The sequence below is a fragment of the Streptomyces sp. NPDC045287 genome, assembly GCF_056432325.1.
On record NZ_JBWKJG010000010.1, the window covers coordinates 26,994 to 43,131 of the forward strand.

Below are 16,138 nucleotides of genomic sequence, written 5' to 3' on the forward strand. Positions count from 1 at the left end.
CGCCCGGAAATCCGGCCGTGCGGGTGGGGGAATACGGCGGAACGCGCCGGCCACCCACGGGGGTGGACGTGGAATTCGTCATGTGCGGGTACTTCCTTTCAGAGGGTCCGGGAAGCGGGGATTCGCGGTCCGTGAAGAGGAATGCGTGAGGCGACGGTTTCCGGAGGCGTGCGGCTTTGCCGGTCCACCGCCTCCTCGACCGTGGCGCGGCGCGCCGCGCGGCGTCACGGGAGGACCGGCGCCCGGGGGTGGTCCGGCCGCCGTGCCCGGCGGAGCGCTCCGGTGCCGTTCGGTGGGTCCCCGGGGCGTTCGCCGCGGGACCGCCGGGGACGGGGGACGCCGCCCGGCCGCCGCTTCCGCGCTCACGGCCGGTGCCCCCGACCAGTCGCCGTTCACACCACCTCCACGGAGCATTCGGGTACGGACACGGGCGCGGGACCGGGGGATCGGCCCGTGCGGGCGGGCGGTTCCCGGGGGATGTTCGACGATCACCGATGACCTGACAAACCGTTCGATGCTCTATGGTCGTGCGCGGTTGTCGCCGTATCGCCGGTCGGGCTCGTGCGGTCCTCCGCCGACCCTTCCGTACGCGATCCGGCGACCGCCCTCCGCGGAACGTGCCGGAGAGCGCCCTGCCGTGTGCGGGCGAATTCAGGACAGGGCAAAGGATTGGCGGACCGGTTTTCGGCCAATGCCCTCGCGCTGTACCGGAATCCCCGCAACCGGACCCGGGCTACGCCAGTTTCCCGCGAACCGGAGGGCTTGCGCAATGATCCATCGATTAGCATGCTTGATGGATGAAGACGCAACTGCAGCGGTAGGAGGCGTGGGGGATGGCCGGCGCGGAGGACCCAGCCGTTCATCAACTGCGGTCGCTGCTGGCGTTGGCCGAGGAACTGCATTTCGGCCGTGCCGCCGCGCGGCTGTACCTCACCCAGCCCGCCCTCAGCCAGCAGATCCGCACCCTGGAGCGGCGCCTGGGGGTCCAACTGTTCACCCGTACCAGCCGCAGGGTGCAACTGACCCCTCTGGGCCGCTCCCTGCTGCCGCTCGTGCGGAACGTGGTGGGGGCGGCGGACGAACTGCGCGACGCCGCTCGGCACTCGACGGCCGGGGCCGACGGGATGGTCCTGCGGATCGGACTCACCGACTGCGCCGCGACCCTGGCCGCCACGCGCAGCGTGATCGCCACGCTCACCACCCTGCACCGCGGCCTGGAGGTCGACTTCCAGGTGCTCGACCTCGTCGAGCAGCCGATGGCCCTGGCGCTGGGGAAGATCGACGCGGCGTTCGTCTACGGTCCGGTGTCCGCCGGCTTCCACGCCGAGCCGCTCACCACCGAGCCGCGCGTGGTGTGCCTGTCCTCCTCCGACCCGCTCGCACGGCGGCCGGCGCTGCGGCTGGCGGACCTCGCCGACCGCCCCATGGTCGGCCTGGCACCGGCGGTGTCCGTCGCCGAGCGACGTTTCTGGGGCATGGACCCCCGCCCCGACGGCACCCCGGTGCGCTACACCGACCACCACGCCATCCGGGTCGAGTCCCTGCTGTCCGCCGTCTCGTTCGACGGGGCCATCGCCTTCCTGCCCGCCGTCGCGGCCGAGCTGTTCCCCCGGCCCGACATCCGCTACCGCCCCGTCGCGGACCTGGCGCCGTGCACCTTCAGCGTGGTCTGGCCCGAACCGAACCGCGAGAACCCCAACATCGCCGTCCTGGCGGACGTCTGCCGCCGCCTGCGCGACCAGGGAGGGCTGCTGCCGGGGACGATCCGGGAGCCCGACGAGCCGGCGGCGCCGCGCGGGGCGGGGCGGGAGGCGCACGCCGAGCCCGCGGTGGCCCTGCCGTCCCGGTGAGCGGCCCGCGGGCGGCAGGGGACGGCCGGCCGAGTACGGCCGTCCCCGGGAGCCCGTCCGGGCAGCCCCGGGAAGTCCGTCCCGGGAGGGCGCCCGGGTACGGCGAAGGCCGTGCCGGACAGTGCCCGGCACGGCCTTCGCGCGCGTGGCGTCAGCTCAGGGACGCCAGGGCCTGGTTGAAGGTCTGCGACGGGCGCATGACCGCCGCCGCCTTCTCCGGGTCCGGCTGGTAGTAGCCGCCGATGTCGGCCGGCTGGCCCTGCACGGCGATCAGCTCCTCGACGATCGTGCCCTCCTGCTCGGTGAGGGTCTTCGCGAGCGGCGCGAACGCCTCCGCGAGCACGCTGTCATCGGTCTGCCGCGCCAGCTCCTGCGCCCAGTACAGGGCGAGGTAGAAGTGGCTGCCGCGGTTGTCGATCCCGCCGACGCGGCGGGTCGGCGACTTGTCCTCGTTGAGGAACGTCGCGGTCGCGCGGTCCAGCGTGTCGGCCAGGACCTTGGCCCGGGCGTTCCCCGTGACCTGCGAGAAGTGCTCGAAGCTGACGGCCAGCGCGAGGAACTCGCCCAGGCTGTCCCAGCGCAGGTAGTTCTCCTTGACGAGCTGCTGGACGTGCTTCGGGGCGGAGCCGCCCGCCCCCGTCTCGAACAGGCCGCCGCCGTTCATCAGCGGGACGACCGACAGCATCTTGGCGCTCGTGCCGAGCTCCAGGATCGGGAACAGGTCGGTCAGGTAGTCGCGCAGCACGTTGCCGGTGACGGAGATGGTGTTCTCGCCGCGGCGGATGCGCTCCAGGGAGAACTTGGTCGCCTCGACCGGCGCCATGATCTCGATCTGGAGGCCCTCGGTGTCGTGCTCCGGCAGGTACGCCTTGACCTTCTCGATCAGCCGCGCGTCGTGGGCGCGGCTCTCGTCCAGCCAGAACACGGCCGGGTCGCCGGTGGCGCGGGCGCGGGTGACGGCCAGCTTCACCCAGTCCTTGATCGGCGCGTCCTTGGTCTGGCACATCCGGAAGATGTCGCCGCGGTTCACGGACTGCTCCAGGACGACCTCGCCCGCCTGGTCCACGACGCGGACCGTGCCGGGCGCCGCGATCTCGAAGGTCTTGTCGTGGCTGCCGTACTCCTCGGCCTTCTGCGCCATGAGGCCGACGTTCGGGACGGAGCCCATCGTCGCCGGGTCGAAGGCGCCGTTGGCGCGGCAGTCCTCGATGACGGCCTGGTACACGCCGGAGTAGCTGCTGTCCGGGAGGACCGCGAGCGTGTCGGCCTCCTTGCCGTCCGGGCCCCACATGTGGCCGGAGGTACGGATCATGGCCGGCATGGAGGCGTCGACGATGACGTCGCTCGGCACGTGGAGGTTGGTGATGCCGCGGTCCGAGTCGACCATGGCGAGGGCCGGGCCCTCGGCGAGCTCGGCGTCGAAGGACGCCTTGATCTCCTCGCCCTGCGGCAGCGCCTCCAGGCCCTTCAGGATCGTGCCGAGGCCGTCGTTCGGGCTGAGGCCGGCGCCGGCGAGCACGTCGCCGTAGGCGGCGAAGGTCTTCGGGAAGAACGCGCGGACCACGTGGCCGAAGACGATCGGGTCCGAGACCTTCATCATCGTGGCCTTCAGGTGGACGGAGAACAGCACGCCCTCGGCCTTGGCGCGGGCGACCTGCGCGGACAGGAACTCGCGCAGCGCCTCGACGCGCATCACCGACGCGTCCACGACCTCGCCCGCCAGGACCGGCACGGACTCGCGCAGCACGGTCGTCGTGCCGTCCTCACCGGCCAGCTCGATGCGCAGGGTGCCGCCCTCGGCGATCACCGCGGACTTCTCGGTGGACCGGAAGTCGTCGGCGCCCATCGTCGCCACGTTCGTCTTGGAGTCGGCCGACCAGGCGCCCATGCGGTGCGGGTGCGCCTTGGCGTAGTTCTTGACCGAGGCGGGGGCGCGGCGGTCCGAGTTGCCCTCGCGCAGGACCGGGTTGACGGCGCTGCCCTTGACCTTGTCGTACCGGGCGCGGATGTCGCGCTCCTCGTCCGTCTTCGGGTCGTCCGGGTAGTCCGGAAGGGCGTAGCCCTTCTCCTGGAGCTCCGCGACGGCGGCCTTCAGCTGCGGGATCGACGCCGAGATGTTCGGCAGCTTGATGATGTTGGCGCCGGGCGTCTTGGCCAGCTCACCGAGCTCGGCCAGCGCGTCGTCGATGCGCTGCCCCTCCTGGAGGTGCTCCGGGAAGGAGGCGATGATCCGCCCCGCCAGCGAGATGTCGCGGGTCTCGACGCTGACGCCGGCCGTCGAGGCGTACGCCTGGACCACGGGCAGGAACGAGTACGTCGCCAGGGCCGGGGCCTCGTCAGTGTGGGTGTAGATGATGGTCGAGTCAGTCACCGGGTGCTCCGCTCCACGTCTGTAACATTGCTCGACATCAAGATATCTCGTGATCGCCTCCCGCTCGACAGACCCCCTCCCACGGATTCCGCGGCGGTTTCCCCGGAGCGGCCGTACAGGTCCGGACCAGAGTCTTGCCCTGTCCGGGCGGGCCCGCGAAGCTCGCTCCATGGACCTTGAGCTGCGGCACTTGAAGACGGTGCGGACGATCGCCGACGCGGGCAGCCTCACCAAGGCCGCCACCACGCTCGGCCTGGCCCAGCCCGCCCTCAGCGCCCAGCTGAAGCGGATCGAGCGCGTACTGGGAGGGGCCCTGTTCGAGCGGGGGCGACACGGGGTGAGGGCGACGCCCCTCGGCGAGCTCGTCCTGGAGCGGGCCAGGATCGTGCTGCCCGCGGTCAGCGAGCTCCAGCAGGACGCCGTACGGTTCGCCAGGGGTGCCACCGAGGGCACGGGCAGCCGCTTCCGGCTCGGCGGCACGCACGGCCCGCTCCTCGGCGCCCTCGTCGACCGGCTCGCCGCCGCCCACCCCGGCGCCGCCGTCACCACCCACACCTCCTGGTCCGAGCGCGAGATCGCCGCCGCCGTCACCGAGGGCCGCCTCGACTACGCCCTGATCGGCACCTGCGGCACCAGCGCCCCGCCCGGGGGCGACCGGCTGGCCTGGGCGGAGATCGCCACCGACCCCGTCTTCGTCATGCTGCCGACCGGCCACCCCCTCGCCGCCCGCGACCAGGTCGACCTCGCCGACCTCGCCGGCGCCGCCTGGGCCGACGTGCCCGGCGACGGCTGCTTCGCCGACTGCTTCCACGCGGCCTGCGCCCGCGCCGGCTTCGCCCCGTCCCGGGTGTACGAGACCGACACCGCCTCCTGCGTCCACCTGGTCCAGGTCGGGCGGGCCGTCGGGCTCTGCCGCGCCACGTTCCCCGACACGGCCGGGCTCGTGACCCGGCCGCTCGCCGGCACGCCCCTCGTGTGGCGGCACCTCATCGGCTGGCACCCGGCCGCGCCCGCCGCGCTCGCCGCGCCGTCCGTCGTCGCCCGGGCGCGCGCCGCGCACACCGAGGCGGCGGCCCGCAGCCGCAGTTACGCCGCCTGGAGGGCTTCGGCCCTCCCATAACGTCGAAGAGAGGGAAAAGCGACATCTTCTGAGGGGCATTCGGCAAGACCTACGGTTTCGGGACCCCCACCGAAACCGAGGAGAACACCAGATGCTCCACAGACACACCGGAGCCGCGTGGGCCGTCGCCGCAACGGCCGTCGGCGCGCTCGCGCTGACCGCGCTCCCCGGCGCGGCGGTCGCCGCGCCCACCCCGCCCGCCACCCCCCCTTCGGCCGCGGTGAGCATGGGCGCCGACAAGCCGTCCCCCGACGTACTCGCCGCGATGCAGCGGGACTTGGGGCTGAGCGCGCCCCAGGCCCAGCGGCGCCTGGTGAACGAGGCGGAGGCCGGCGCGGTGGCCGGCCGCCTCGGCGGCACCCTCGGCGCGGACTACGCGGGAGCCTGGGTGCGGGGCGCCGAGTCGGCGACCCTCACCGTCGCCACCACCGACCCGGCCGACGCCCCGGCGATCCGCGCGGCCGGCGCCGAGGCCAAGGTCGTCCCCCACGCGCTGGCCGCCCTCGACGCCGCCAAGGCCGCCCTCGACCGGGCCGCCGCCCGCACCGACACCCTCGACACGCCCGTCTGGTACGTCGACGTGCGCACCAACTCCGTCACCGTCCGCGCCACCAAGCGGGCCGCCGCCGAGTCGTTCCTGAGGGCCGCCGGCGTCGACCGGTCCCTCGTCCGTGTCGAGTCCTCCGCCGAGCGGCCGCGCCCGCTGTACGACATCCGGGGCGGAGACGCGTACTACATGGGCGGCGGAGGCCGCTGCTCGATCGGCTACGCCGTCACCAAGGGCACCCAGCACGGCTTCGCCACCGCCGGCCACTGCGGCCGTGCCGGCACCGCCACCAGCGGCTTCAACCAGATCGCGCTGGGTTCCTTCCAGGGGTCCAGCTTCCCCGGCCGCGACATGGCGTGGGTGGCCGCGAACAGCAACTGGCGCTCCACCCCGTACGTCAAGGGAGCGGGCGGCCAGAACGTCCAGGTCACCGGGTCGACGCAGGCCGTCGTCGGCGCGTCGATCTGCCGGTCCGGTTCCACCACCGGCTGGCACTGCGGGGCGATCCAGCAGCACAACACGAGCGTCACCTACCCGGAGGGCACCATCAGCGGCGTCACCCGCACGTCGGTGTGCGCCGAGCCCGGGGACTCCGGCGGCTCGTACATCTCCGGCAGCCAGGCCCAGGGCGTCACCTCGGGCGGCTCCGGCGACTGCCGGTCGGGCGGCACGACGTACCACCAGCCGATCAACCCGATCCTCCAGACGTACGGCCTCACCCTCACCACCACGACGGACCCCGGTGAGCCGGGGCCGGGCGACCCGCCGGAGGAACCGGGCGGCACGTGGGCGGCGGGCACCGTGTACAGCGCCGGCGACCAGGTCACGTACGGCGGCGCGACCTACCGCTGCCTCCAGTCCCACCAGGCCCAGGCCGGCTGGGAGCCGCCGAACGTGCCGGCGCTCTGGCAGCGCGTCTAGGCACGGGGACCCCACCGCGGAAACGTCACACCAGCACACCGGCCAGGGCGTCCGGACACGGACCCCGCCCGCGCCCCCGCCCCGGCACGGCGGGGAGCGCCCCTGCCCCCGGCTCCGGCCTGCCCCCGGCGCCGGGGGCGGCCTCTTCCGGCCCGCCCGCCGCCGCCCGCCGCCCCGCACAGGCCGCCGGGCCGGCCGGTGGGTGTTGCCGGAGGGCGGGGGCCGGGGGACGCTGGGGGCATGAGCCGTCCCGAGCCCCGCGTCCGGCTGCGGCGGGTGTACGAGTCCCCGGAGCCCGGCGACGGGCCGCGGGTGCTCGTCGACCGGCTGTGGCCGCGCGGGCTCTCCAAGGCCGACGCGAGGGTCGACGAGTGGCCCAGGTCCGCCACCCCGTCGACCGGGCTGCGCCGCTGGTTCCACGCCTCCGACGCCACGTCCGACGAGGTGTTCGAGGAGTTCCGGCGCCGGTACGAGGCCGAGCTCGCCGAACCCCGGGCCGCCGAGGCCCTCGACCGCGTCCGGGCCCTCACGCGGCAGGGGCCGCTCACCCTGCTGACGGCCGCCAAGGACCCGGAGCGCAGCCACGCCGCCGTCCTGCGCGACCGGCTCGGCGGCGGGTGACCGCACCGCCCCCGGCACCCCTCACCGTGCGGTTTCCGCCAGGACCACCGACGGACCGACCCGGCCGGCGCCCGGTCAGCGCCCGGTCAGCCGGGGCGCCTCCGCGACCGGGTCCACCGCCGCGCCCGCGCCCCCGCGCAGCCGCCCCGCGAGCTCCCGTGCCCACGCCGCGAGGCCGCCCACGTCGACCCCGTACGGCCCCGGAGCCCCGCTCCCGGCCCCGTACGGCCCGATCCGGTCCGCACCGCGCAGCAGCAGCCGCTCCCCGCCCGCGGCGTTGCCGCGCGCCGCGTGCGTCAGCCCGACCGCCAGTTGCGCCAGCCCCCGCCACAGCTCCCGCTCCGGCTCGCGCCCCGCGCCGGCGCACGCCTTCCACGCGTCCTCCAGCACCTCGTGCGCGTGGAACGGCCGCCCCGCGTCCAGCAGCCGCTGCGCCTCCCGCAGGCTCTCCTCGGGGGAGCGCTCCACCCCCTCGGGCTGCCGCTCCACCCCCGGCGTTCCGTACGGCAGCGGCCTCCCCAGCCCGTCCCGGGGTCGCACGCTGCGGGCGCGCCCCTCCGCGTCGCGGTCCCTCCGAGCCCTGTCCATCCGCCCATTGTCCCCGCCCGGCGCGGACGGCCCGAATCGTCTGCTCCGACCGACGCCCCGGCCACCCTCACCACTCGAACCCGCATTCGATAAAGGGTGCGCCGCCGCCCGGGCCGGGTTCACCGCCCCCCTGCGGGCCCTCACCGAGGACACCATCGCCGACCCGGCCCGCGCGGCGCTCGGCGACCGCACCGACGCCCCGTCCTGCCGGGAACTGCGGGGGGTCACCGGCGGCGACCCGTACGGGACGGTCGAGCTCCTCGCGACCGTACGGGACCGGAGGTCGGAACCCGTCGCCCGCTCCACCGGCCTCCTGCGCGGCCTGGGCGCGTCGGCACGCGGCAGCGGCCTGGTCGCCGGCCTCGCCGCCCTCGCCCTCACCCGCGCGGAACGCTCCGGCACCGGAACCGCCCTCCGAGAGGCCCTGCGCCGCGCCGCTTCACTACTCCCGACGAGGCCAGGGCCCTCCTGGCCCGCGCGGTACGCCACCCGGAGGCGTCCCCGTCCGCGTACGGGCACGCCCTCGTCCGCCACGACCACGTCCTCGGCTCCCGCGCCGAACTGGCCCGCGCCGCCGCCCTCGCCGCGGTTTGCGGCGCCGACACCCTGGCGGCCCGCGCCCACCAGCCCCTTTCGGACCTGCCCGCGCGGTGAGGTAATGTTCTCTTGCGCGCTCACCCGGCGATGGCCGGGCCGAGACGCATCGGGACGTGGCGCAGCTTGGTAGCGCACTTGACTGGGGGTCAAGGGGTCGCAGGTTCAAATCCTGTCGTCCCGACTCGAAAGAGTCGCAGGTCAGGGGCCGTTTCAGAGGAATCTGAAACGGCCCCTTGATCGTTTTGGGGCCTCTTGGGGACCAACTCGCTGACCGCGCCGGCGCGCGACGGCGACGGGGATCGTGGGGTGCGCGGCACGCCGGGGTGGGGCGTGAGCACGGCTCCGGCGGTGGTGATGAGGCCGCCGCGGGACCCGGTGAACAGGCGGGCGTCGGAGACGGGGCCGGCGGCCAGGACGCGCTGCGCTACGACGGGCCGGATCTCCTCGACGAGGGGGACCTCGCGGGTGTGCTTGCTCTTGGTCCCCTCGCCGGCCGGGCCGCCGAGGCGGGGACCGTTCGCCGTCGGACGGTGCGGGCCGTCGCGGAAGAGGGCCGGTATGCCGAGGCCGTCGGCGTGAACGAGGAATGACGGGTCGGTCACGGGTACGGGAACCGAAGTGGCCTTTCCGACCCCGGCCGGCGTCGCCCCGCCTGGAGTCCTTCCACGTCAAATGTGAGGTGAAATTGCCCCTTCGGACCGAGAGGGAATGAGATTGACTCTTCCATTATCGGACATGGTCAAATGATGGAAGATTTTGATCACTTTTGACCGAAGTACTAAGTACGACAAGAATGACTTTGCATGAGGGGGGTGAGGGGCCCGATCGCCCTGTGCGGCGCGGTACTTTCCTTTCGGGCCCCTGGTCGAGGGCCCGCCCGGGAAGGTGCGTCACCACATTCCCGAGGACGATTCAGATCGAAGGTAAATGCACCAAATGTTCGAACCGATTCGCCGAGGGCATCTGCAGCCGCCCTCCGGGCAATTTCACGGTATCAGCTCCCGTGCCTTTCCCGTGGCACTTCTCGATGGATCCGGCAGATGCGCGCCGGTCAGGCCGAGTGCCCTTCCCGCCGCGCTCGCCCCGGGGCGGACTCCGGGCCCGGACACCGACGCCGACGCGGCCGGGTCCGCCTTCGTCGTGACCGTGCTGGGCTTCACCTGACATGCCGGCGTGAACGTCACCCGGGGCCCGGTCCGGGCAGCCCGGGCATTCCGGCTCCGCGCCCTGAAGGGCGTGGAGCCCTCTCCCCGTGCCGCTGCGATGCGCGGCAATGAGTACAGGGCCGGCGAGCGGTCCCGCATGCTTGAGGAGCTCCCCATTCTCTCCACCCCTCGATCGAGTGCGCCGAAGGCCGGTGCGCGGACTCACCCCCGCGTGCAGCCGGGGCCCGCCCTCGTCGCCGCCGGCCTCGGGTTCGCCGCCTTCGCCGAACGAAACCGCCCCCGCTACACGCGCTACGCCGAGGCGCGCCTGTCCGCCGGAGCGGTGACCGTGGTGCGCGCCACCCTGGCCTACGCCCACCGGCACTGGGACTGGCTGCTGAACCAGCCCTGTCTCGCGGCCGACGTCTGGGAGGAACTCCGCCACCACATCCGCTGCGAGGCCGACGACAGCCCACCGCAGGACGCCGGGGTGGCCGCCCTGTACCACGGCCTTCCCGAGACCAGCGCCGACAGCGTGGTGCTCTGCCATCGGCTCGGCCTCTCCGTCGACGAGGCGGCCGAACTCATGGGCCTCGAACCTCCCGCGGTCGAGGCCGGCCTCGGTGTCGCCCGGCGCGCGCTGCCTCACCTCGCCGGGGAGAAGCGCCTGACGCACTCCTGAACGACACCCGCGCACGTATCCGCCGGCGTGGCACTCCGCTCCGCCACTTTTCGCCACCTTGCGCCACCCTTCACCCGTACCGGCGCTGGTGCGCTGTGTGCTGCCCTCATAGGATGGGCGAATCCACTGGGAGCGCGGCGGAAACGGCGAGGGGACACGCCCGTTGGCGAAGCAGAAGCATGTCGATCTGTCGGTGCCAAGCGCGGCGCGTATGTACGACTGGCTGCTGGGTGGCAGCAACAACTTCGAAGTCGACCGGGAAGCCTGCCGACTGCTCTTGGATATCGCGCCCACGTCACGCGAACTCGCACTGAACAACCGCTTGTTCCTCCAGCGCGTGGTCCGTGTGCTCGCCGAGGAGCACGGCATGAGGCAGTTCATCGACTTCGGATCCGGTCTGCCGACGCAGCGCAACGTGCACCAGATCGCCCAAGAGGTCGATCCCGAGGCCCACGTCGTCTACATCGACAACGACCCCGTCGTCCTGGCGCTCGGCCAGTCGTTGCTGGACGAGAACGACAACACCGCGATCCTGCCCGTCGACATGACGGACACCGACACGATCTTCGCGCACGAGGACTTCACCCGGCTCATCGACTTCACCGAGCCGGTGGCCGCCCTGTTCGTCTCCGTGCTTCACTGCCTGCCCGACAGCGCCGGCCCCAAAGAGCTCGTGGAGAGGGTCGTCGACAAGCTCCGCCCCGGCAGTTTCGTCGTCGTCTGCCAGCTCGTGAGCGACGATCCCGAGGTCCGCGACGACGTCACCGAACTCATGCGGGTCCAGACCCACGGCAACTGGGGCCGCGTCCGGGAGAAGGCGGACGTGGAGGAGATCTTCAAGAACCTCGTCGTGGAGGAGCCGGGACTCGTCGATGTGACCGACTGGCGTCCTGACTCCGAACTCCAGCAGCGTCAGCGCAGCATCGAGTGGACGGAGTACGGGGGGCTGGGGAAGGTGCCGCCCCGGGAGTAGGCGGTCGGGCCACGCGAGTTGTTACGAGTAGCGCTTGACGGCCTCGTCCAGCATGAGTCGGCTCTTGGCCGGGGACGCGCACGCTTCGCCCTGGAGACGCAGGAGCAGCTGCAAATGCCGCTCGAACTCGTTCTCCTTGGTCGGCCACGGCTTCGCACGCTCCTCGGCGCTCAGCGCGGGCTTGCTGTAGTAGTCGGCCTTCTCGTACCCCTCGACGTAGACGAAGTCGGGAAGGCCGCCGCGGCCGAACACGAGGTGGGTCATCGAGCCGGCCATCGTGCCGGCATTGCCCGCGATCATGCGGTCGAGGAGCACGAACCGGATGGTGATGTGCGGCAGGTCGGCCAGTGCGCGAAGGTGTGACATCTGCTCGCGCATCACCTCGTCGGGGCCGACCCGCCGAAGCAGAACGGACTCGTCCATGAGGAAGATGCACCGAGGTGGGTCGGGTTGTTCGAACACGCGCTTCTGGCGTTCCATGCGCTGAGTGAGACGCAGCTCCACCTCGGGGGAGTCCCACTCGCGAAGGTGCAGACCGGTGAGGATGACGCAGCGCGTGTACGCGGGCGTCTGCAGGAGACCGGAGACCAGCCGTACGTCGTACGTCGTCAGGTGGATCGCCATCGACTCCAGGCCCAGCAGCCGCCGAAGGTAATCCGGGGTGCAGTCACTGAAGCGATGCTGGAACCATTCCGGCTCCAGCGCCCGCGACAACAACGTCTCGATCTCCGCCCTCTTCGCGGGGCTCGGACGGAGGTGGTTCAACACCGACTCGACCGTCCGCCGCTCCGGGGCGGTTTCGGCCTTCTCCAGGCGGCTGATCGTCGAGTTCGATACGTGAATCGCCTTCGCGAGGGCGGTCTGTGTAAGTCCCGCTTCGTCACGCAGGTCCTTAGCCGCCAGCCCCAGCATGACCAAGGCGGCCGTGTTGGTACCGTCGGGCCCGGCGATGCGCCGAGCCCGACGGTTGATGGGAATCGGGTCCGGGGACACTGACGCTCCTTCAGAGGCTTGTCATATGCGCCATCATGACACGCCCGAGCGCGAAGTGTCGCCCGAACTCACTACCACGTAAGCCTAGTTCGTGGCCACCAGGGCGTCGAACTCGCCATCCTTGACTCCCTCGAGGAAAGCGGCGAGCTCGACGGCGGGGAAGACCAGCGCCGGTCCGTCGGGGTCGGTGGAGTTCCTCATCGCCACGCTCCCCTTGCGCAGCTGCGACAGCTCGACGCACTGGCCGTTGGCTTCGCTGACGCTGCTCTTCACCCACGGGGTGGTGATGAGGCCGGCCGCCATGCCGTTCGTGAAGTCCTGCATTCGAGACTCACCCTTCCTGTTGGATAATCCTATTAATTGATCCTTCTTGGCGGGTCCGCTGGAATCGCGCAGGCGGGAGCCCCATGCAATCCCGTCATGCAATTTCATGGCCCGGTGTGAGGGGAATGCTAGCGACCTCAAATCGAACAATGCCGTCCCACGAAAGGGTGAGGCGACCCCCGTTGTGCCGCGCTTCACCGCAAACGCCGGGGGCACGTCTCGCTCGGCGGCAACACGACGGTACGGAGCTCAGCCGTGTGGGTGAGCGGGGTGGGATCGCGCGGTGCGGGTGCGGGCTCCGGGCTCCGGGGACGAGGGATGAGGTGGTGGGGTGCTCGGTGAGCGGGAGCCGGTTGCCGTCGCGACACGGCGGTGGGCCGCCGGGGGAGAGCCGATGGGGAGACTCGCCTCGATGGGGCGGCCACCCCGCGGAACCGAAACGGCGCCGGCTCCGGAGCCCCGGGGTGTCGGTGGTGGCGTGGGTGCGGGTCGCGCGGACGGCGTGGGCCGCTCCGGGCGGGGTGAGGGGGACTCGTACGGGCTCCGAGCGGCTCGACGGCCGACCCGGACGTTCGTCCTGCGCGGGCGGTGCTTGTCGGAGCGGCACGGCCGGTCGGTGGTGACGCGGCCCAGGGCCCGTCGGCCGAACCGGCGCAACCGGAGGGGCCGGGGGCGTCGACGTACTAGAGGGAGAGCCGGTCGTCGAAGGTGTTCGGTGACGGCGTTCGGCGCGGGTCTTCCCACGGCCGGGCCGGCGGGCCGCTCCCTCGCTCGCGGGACCGGGCGACAGGATCGCCGTGGGGGCGCGCCGGAGTGCGGCCCGCCTGTCGGGAACGTGGTCGCGGGCCCCGACCGCCGGCGACTCCGCGCTCGATCGGTTCGACCGCGTCGGTCGTGCGGACGGCGTGGCGGATCCCGCTGCCGAGGCGGAGGGAGGGGACGAACGCCTACCGGGCGCCGGAGGGTGCCCTCCCGTCCAGGGGATCGGGAGGGCACCTGTTCGCTCTCCTCCGTTTTCGACGGGGGAGTGGTCAGTGGTCCGCGGAGCTGCCGCGGACCACGCAGGAGCGGTTGCTCTCCCAGCCCCAGCCGTCGCCATCGGGGTCGGAGGCGCTGCCGCCGGTGCAGTACGGGAATCCGTTCGGGGCGGTGCCGCCGGTGCCGCCGGTGCCGCTCCCTCCGGTGCTGCCGGTGCCGCCGTAGACGGTGGCCGGCTTGGAGGTCGTGGAGATGCCGTTGGCGCCGTTGAAGAAGCGGTTGCCCCAACCGGTCAGGGAGTTCGCGTTGAAGCCGCTGACCAGGTCGAGGTACTCGACTCCGCTGCCGTTGCCGCTCCAGGACCAGCCGAGGTAGCCCAGCTTCAGGGACTGCGCGGTCGCCATGATCGAGTCCTCGTGCGGGTTCCCGTCGCTGTGCTCGTCGCCGAATTCCCCGACCACGATGGGCAGTCGGTTGTTCACGAAGTGGTTCAGGTAGCCCTGCACCTCCGCGGCGGTGTCGTACACCCCGTACATGTGGACCGAGAAGATGGTGTTGCGGTCCGGGTCGGAGGCGAAGACCGAGGCGGCGTTGTTCCGCATGACGTTCGACCAGTCCTGGCCCCAGCCGGGAGCGTCCACCATCAGGGCGTGGTGGATGCCGGCACCGCGCAGCTTGCCGATCGCGCTCTTGGTGGCGTCGGTCCAGGCGCTCTGGTTGTTGTTGCCGAACGGCTCGTTGCCGATGTTGACGATGACGTAGTTCTCCTGGCCCGCCAGTGCGCTTTTGATGCTGATCCAGTAGTCCGCGGCCTTGTCCAGGGTGGTCGCGGCGGCATCTTCGCCGTAACCGGTCGTGTCGTGCACCTCGAGCACGCAGATGAGCTTGCTCGCCTTGCACTTGCCGATCAGGGACGTGACCTCGGCGGTGGTAGTCCTGGTCCACCGGTGGCCGCTGCTGAGGACGACGCGGACGGTGTTGGCGCCCTTGGCGGCGATGTCGGTGATCGAACTGGTCCGTTCCGGGTACCAGGCGTGTGCGTGGTTGACGCCGCGCATCACGAACTCGTTGCCGTTGGCCTCGTACACGCGACCGTTGCTGACGCGGATGCCGGTGGCGGCCTCGGCCTCGCCCGCCGGCCCGAACACGGGGAGCAGCAGGCCGACCAAGGCGGCGATCACAGCGCCGGCGGCCGTGCGCAGGGTGCCGCGCGGTGGCTTGTTCATGTCTCTCCTCGGAGGCATGTCAGTGGGGGATCGGCCTGCCGCGCCCTGGTGCCGCCCGCGCACGGAGACCGCCTGGGGGTGCGGGAGTCCTCCTTGCGCCCGGCCGATGGGGATGGCGGCCGGGAACGGACGGCACGGGCGACGTGGTCGCAGGGCCCCGGAAGCTCCGACGCGTCGCCCTTTGCCGGAGGTGATCGGCTAGACAACGTTGTCAGAACGTGAGGAACCCTCCAGCGGAAATGCGTGAGGGGTCCTGCCGTGATGGGGCGAGGACACCCTCTCGCGTCAGTCCGCAGGCCGGATGTCCCCCCTATGAGGCGGCTTGTGTTCGCGTCGTGTCAATAGAAGTGTCAAGAAAGTTTCGCGTCGCAACCTGATGGGGGCTCTGTTCGAGAGATAAACCGCCGCTAAACCGAATCGGCCCTGTTCCGGCGGTTGTCACCCCCGTGCTTTCCCTCTACGATCTTGCCCGATTCCGAGGGCGGAGTGGCCGCTGCCCTTCACGGGCTTGCGGGTGAGGTGCCGCAGGCTCTGTGAAGGAGTGCCCCTTTCCGGGTCCGGCGGGAGCGATGCGGGACTGTCGGCTCCGCAGTGCATTTCCGTGAGAGGTCACGGGGTGTCGGGGTCCTTGGTGTGATTGGGGCCGTGACCCCTTCACGCCGGGCGGCGACTCCTGTGTATAAGCGACCGGCCTCCGGGGCGCAGCGGTCCCCGGCCAATTCCCCCTCCTGCTCGCCTGATCGGCACCATCCCGTCGAACGGGCACGCCGTCGGTGGGTGGGCCTGTCCACGTCCTACTCGTACTGCAACGGTGTTCGCCGTGGTGGTGGGGCAGGGGGTTGTGGTGGGCGTGGGGCGTGCTGGCGCACGGTCGTGAGCTGGTTGGGCTCGGAGGCGTGGGCTTGGTGGGGCTCGGGGCGTGGGCGGTTCCCCGTGCGCCGGTTCAGCCGGGCCGAGCGGGCCGGCCACCGCCAGGAGGGGCGCGGACGGTCCCCACCGTCACTCCGATCGGCGGTCGGGTCGAAGGGGCTCGCTGCCCGTCGGCGGTGGAAGGGCTTTCCCCGCGGCGCCGCGACCCGTTGACGCTCACCGGGCAGGTCACTACTGTGCGCCCCAGATCTCCGACCTACCGACCAATGTTCGATATTTCGTCACATGGAAGCGCTTCCAGGCCCGCGTCACTCGACACGGCGGGCCGGCGG

The 16,138-nt window shown here is 71.9% G+C and carries 11 protein-coding genes and 1 tRNA gene; 7 read left to right on the top strand and 5 right to left on the bottom strand.

The features are described 5' to 3' along the window. The first annotated feature begins 833 nt into the window (after nt 1–833). On the top strand, nt 834–1,850 hold the full coding sequence (locus AC07D6_RS18015) for a LysR family transcriptional regulator (RefSeq protein WP_315879676.1): 1,017 nt from the start codon (nt 834–836) through the stop codon (nt 1,848–1,850). A gap of 151 nt (nt 1,851–2,001) precedes the next feature. Here AC07D6_RS18015 and AC07D6_RS18020 read toward each other — a convergent pair whose 3' ends face one another. Continuing rightward, the gene (locus tag AC07D6_RS18020) at nt 2,002–4,221 is read right to left on the bottom strand and encodes an NADP-dependent isocitrate dehydrogenase (protein WP_479045358.1); all 2,220 of its coding nucleotides are present in this window, start codon (nt 4,219–4,221) and stop codon (nt 2,002–2,004) included. Between the two features lie 169 nt (nt 4,222–4,390). Here AC07D6_RS18020 and AC07D6_RS18025 point away from each other — a divergent pair, with 169 nt between their 5' ends. From AC07D6_RS18025 to AC07D6_RS18035, 3 genes are all read left to right on the top strand, one after another. Further along, nucleotides 4,391–5,341 (top strand): LysR family transcriptional regulator, encoded by a 951-nt coding sequence (locus tag AC07D6_RS18025; RefSeq protein ID WP_479045361.1) that lies wholly within the window; start codon nt 4,391–4,393, stop codon nt 5,339–5,341. A gap of 91 nt (nt 5,342–5,432) precedes the next feature. Beyond that, entirely contained in the window at nt 5,433–6,809 is a 1,377-nt protein-coding gene (locus AC07D6_RS18030; protein WP_315879679.1) for a carbohydrate-binding protein, read from the top strand. 240 nt (nt 6,810–7,049) lie between these two features. Continuing rightward, nucleotides 7,050–7,430, top strand: a complete 381-nt coding sequence (locus tag AC07D6_RS18035; RefSeq protein ID WP_479045364.1) for a DUF488 domain-containing protein — start codon at nt 7,050–7,052, stop codon at nt 7,428–7,430. A 75-nt stretch (nt 7,431–7,505) separates the two neighbouring features. Here AC07D6_RS18035 and AC07D6_RS18040 read toward each other — a convergent pair whose 3' ends face one another. Continuing rightward, nucleotides 7,506–8,018 carry a DUF309 domain-containing protein gene (locus AC07D6_RS18040; RefSeq protein ID WP_479045367.1) on the bottom strand — a complete coding sequence of 171 codons (513 nt, stop codon included), beginning with the start codon at nt 8,016–8,018 and terminating at the stop codon, nt 7,506–7,508. A gap of 704 nt (nt 8,019–8,722) precedes the next feature. On the opposite strand from AC07D6_RS18040, the gene AC07D6_RS18045 reads away from it, so the two are divergent. The 3 genes from AC07D6_RS18045 to AC07D6_RS18055 all read left to right on the top strand — a co-directional run bounded on the left by AC07D6_RS18045 (nt 8,723) and on the right by AC07D6_RS18055 (nt 11,415). Beyond that, nucleotides 8,723–8,796 (top strand) — tRNA-Pro (locus tag AC07D6_RS18045). A 1,196-nt stretch (nt 8,797–9,992) separates the two neighbouring features. Continuing rightward, nucleotides 9,993–10,442 (top strand): hypothetical protein, encoded by a 450-nt coding sequence (locus AC07D6_RS18050; protein WP_479045370.1) that lies wholly within the window; start codon nt 9,993–9,995, stop codon nt 10,440–10,442. A 163-nt stretch (nt 10,443–10,605) separates the two neighbouring features. Then, nucleotides 10,606–11,415: an SAM-dependent methyltransferase gene (locus AC07D6_RS18055; protein WP_479045373.1), complete on the top strand. Its 810-nt coding sequence runs from the start codon at nt 10,606–10,608 to the stop codon at nt 11,413–11,415. Between the two features lie 21 nt (nt 11,416–11,436). On the opposite strand, the gene AC07D6_RS18060 is transcribed toward AC07D6_RS18055, so the two are convergent. From AC07D6_RS18060 to AC07D6_RS18070, 3 genes are all read right to left on the bottom strand, one after another. Further along, entirely contained in the window at nt 11,437–12,408 is a 972-nt protein-coding gene (locus tag AC07D6_RS18060) for a Scr1 family TA system antitoxin-like transcriptional regulator (RefSeq protein WP_315879685.1), read from the bottom strand. An 84-nt stretch (nt 12,409–12,492) separates the two neighbouring features. Then, nucleotides 12,493–12,732, bottom strand: a complete 240-nt coding sequence (locus AC07D6_RS18065; RefSeq protein WP_315879686.1) for a DUF397 domain-containing protein — start codon at nt 12,730–12,732, stop codon at nt 12,493–12,495. Nucleotides 12,733–13,763: 1,031 nt separating this feature from the next. Next, nucleotides 13,764–14,936, bottom strand: a complete 1,173-nt coding sequence (locus AC07D6_RS18070; RefSeq protein ID WP_479045377.1) for a cellulase family glycosylhydrolase — start codon at nt 14,934–14,936, stop codon at nt 13,764–13,766. Between the last annotated feature and the right edge of the window lie 1,202 nt (nt 14,937–16,138).

Excerpts from the sequence above, each read along its gene's own strand:
- AC07D6_RS18035 (WP_479045364.1), top strand. The coding sequence starts at position 7,050 with ATGAGCCGTCCCGAGCCCCGCGTCCGGCTGCGGCGGGTGTACGAGTCC.
- AC07D6_RS18025 (WP_479045361.1), top strand. The coding sequence starts at position 4,391 with ATGGACCTTGAGCTGCGGCACTTGAAGACGGTGCGGACGATCGCCGAC.
- AC07D6_RS18030 (WP_315879679.1), top strand. The coding sequence starts at position 5,433 with ATGCTCCACAGACACACCGGAGCCGCGTGGGCCGTCGCCGCAACGGCC.
- AC07D6_RS18070 (WP_479045377.1), bottom strand. The coding sequence starts at position 14,936 with ATGAACAAGCCACCGCGCGGCACCCTGCGCACGGCCGCCGGCGCTGTG.
- AC07D6_RS18065 (WP_315879686.1), bottom strand. The coding sequence starts at position 12,732 with ATGCAGGACTTCACGAACGGCATGGCGGCCGGCCTCATCACCACCCCG.
- AC07D6_RS18015 (WP_315879676.1), top strand. The coding sequence starts at position 834 with ATGGCCGGCGCGGAGGACCCAGCCGTTCATCAACTGCGGTCGCTGCTG.
- AC07D6_RS18040 (WP_479045367.1), bottom strand. The coding sequence starts at position 8,018 with ATGGACAGGGCTCGGAGGGACCGCGACGCGGAGGGGCGCGCCCGCAGC.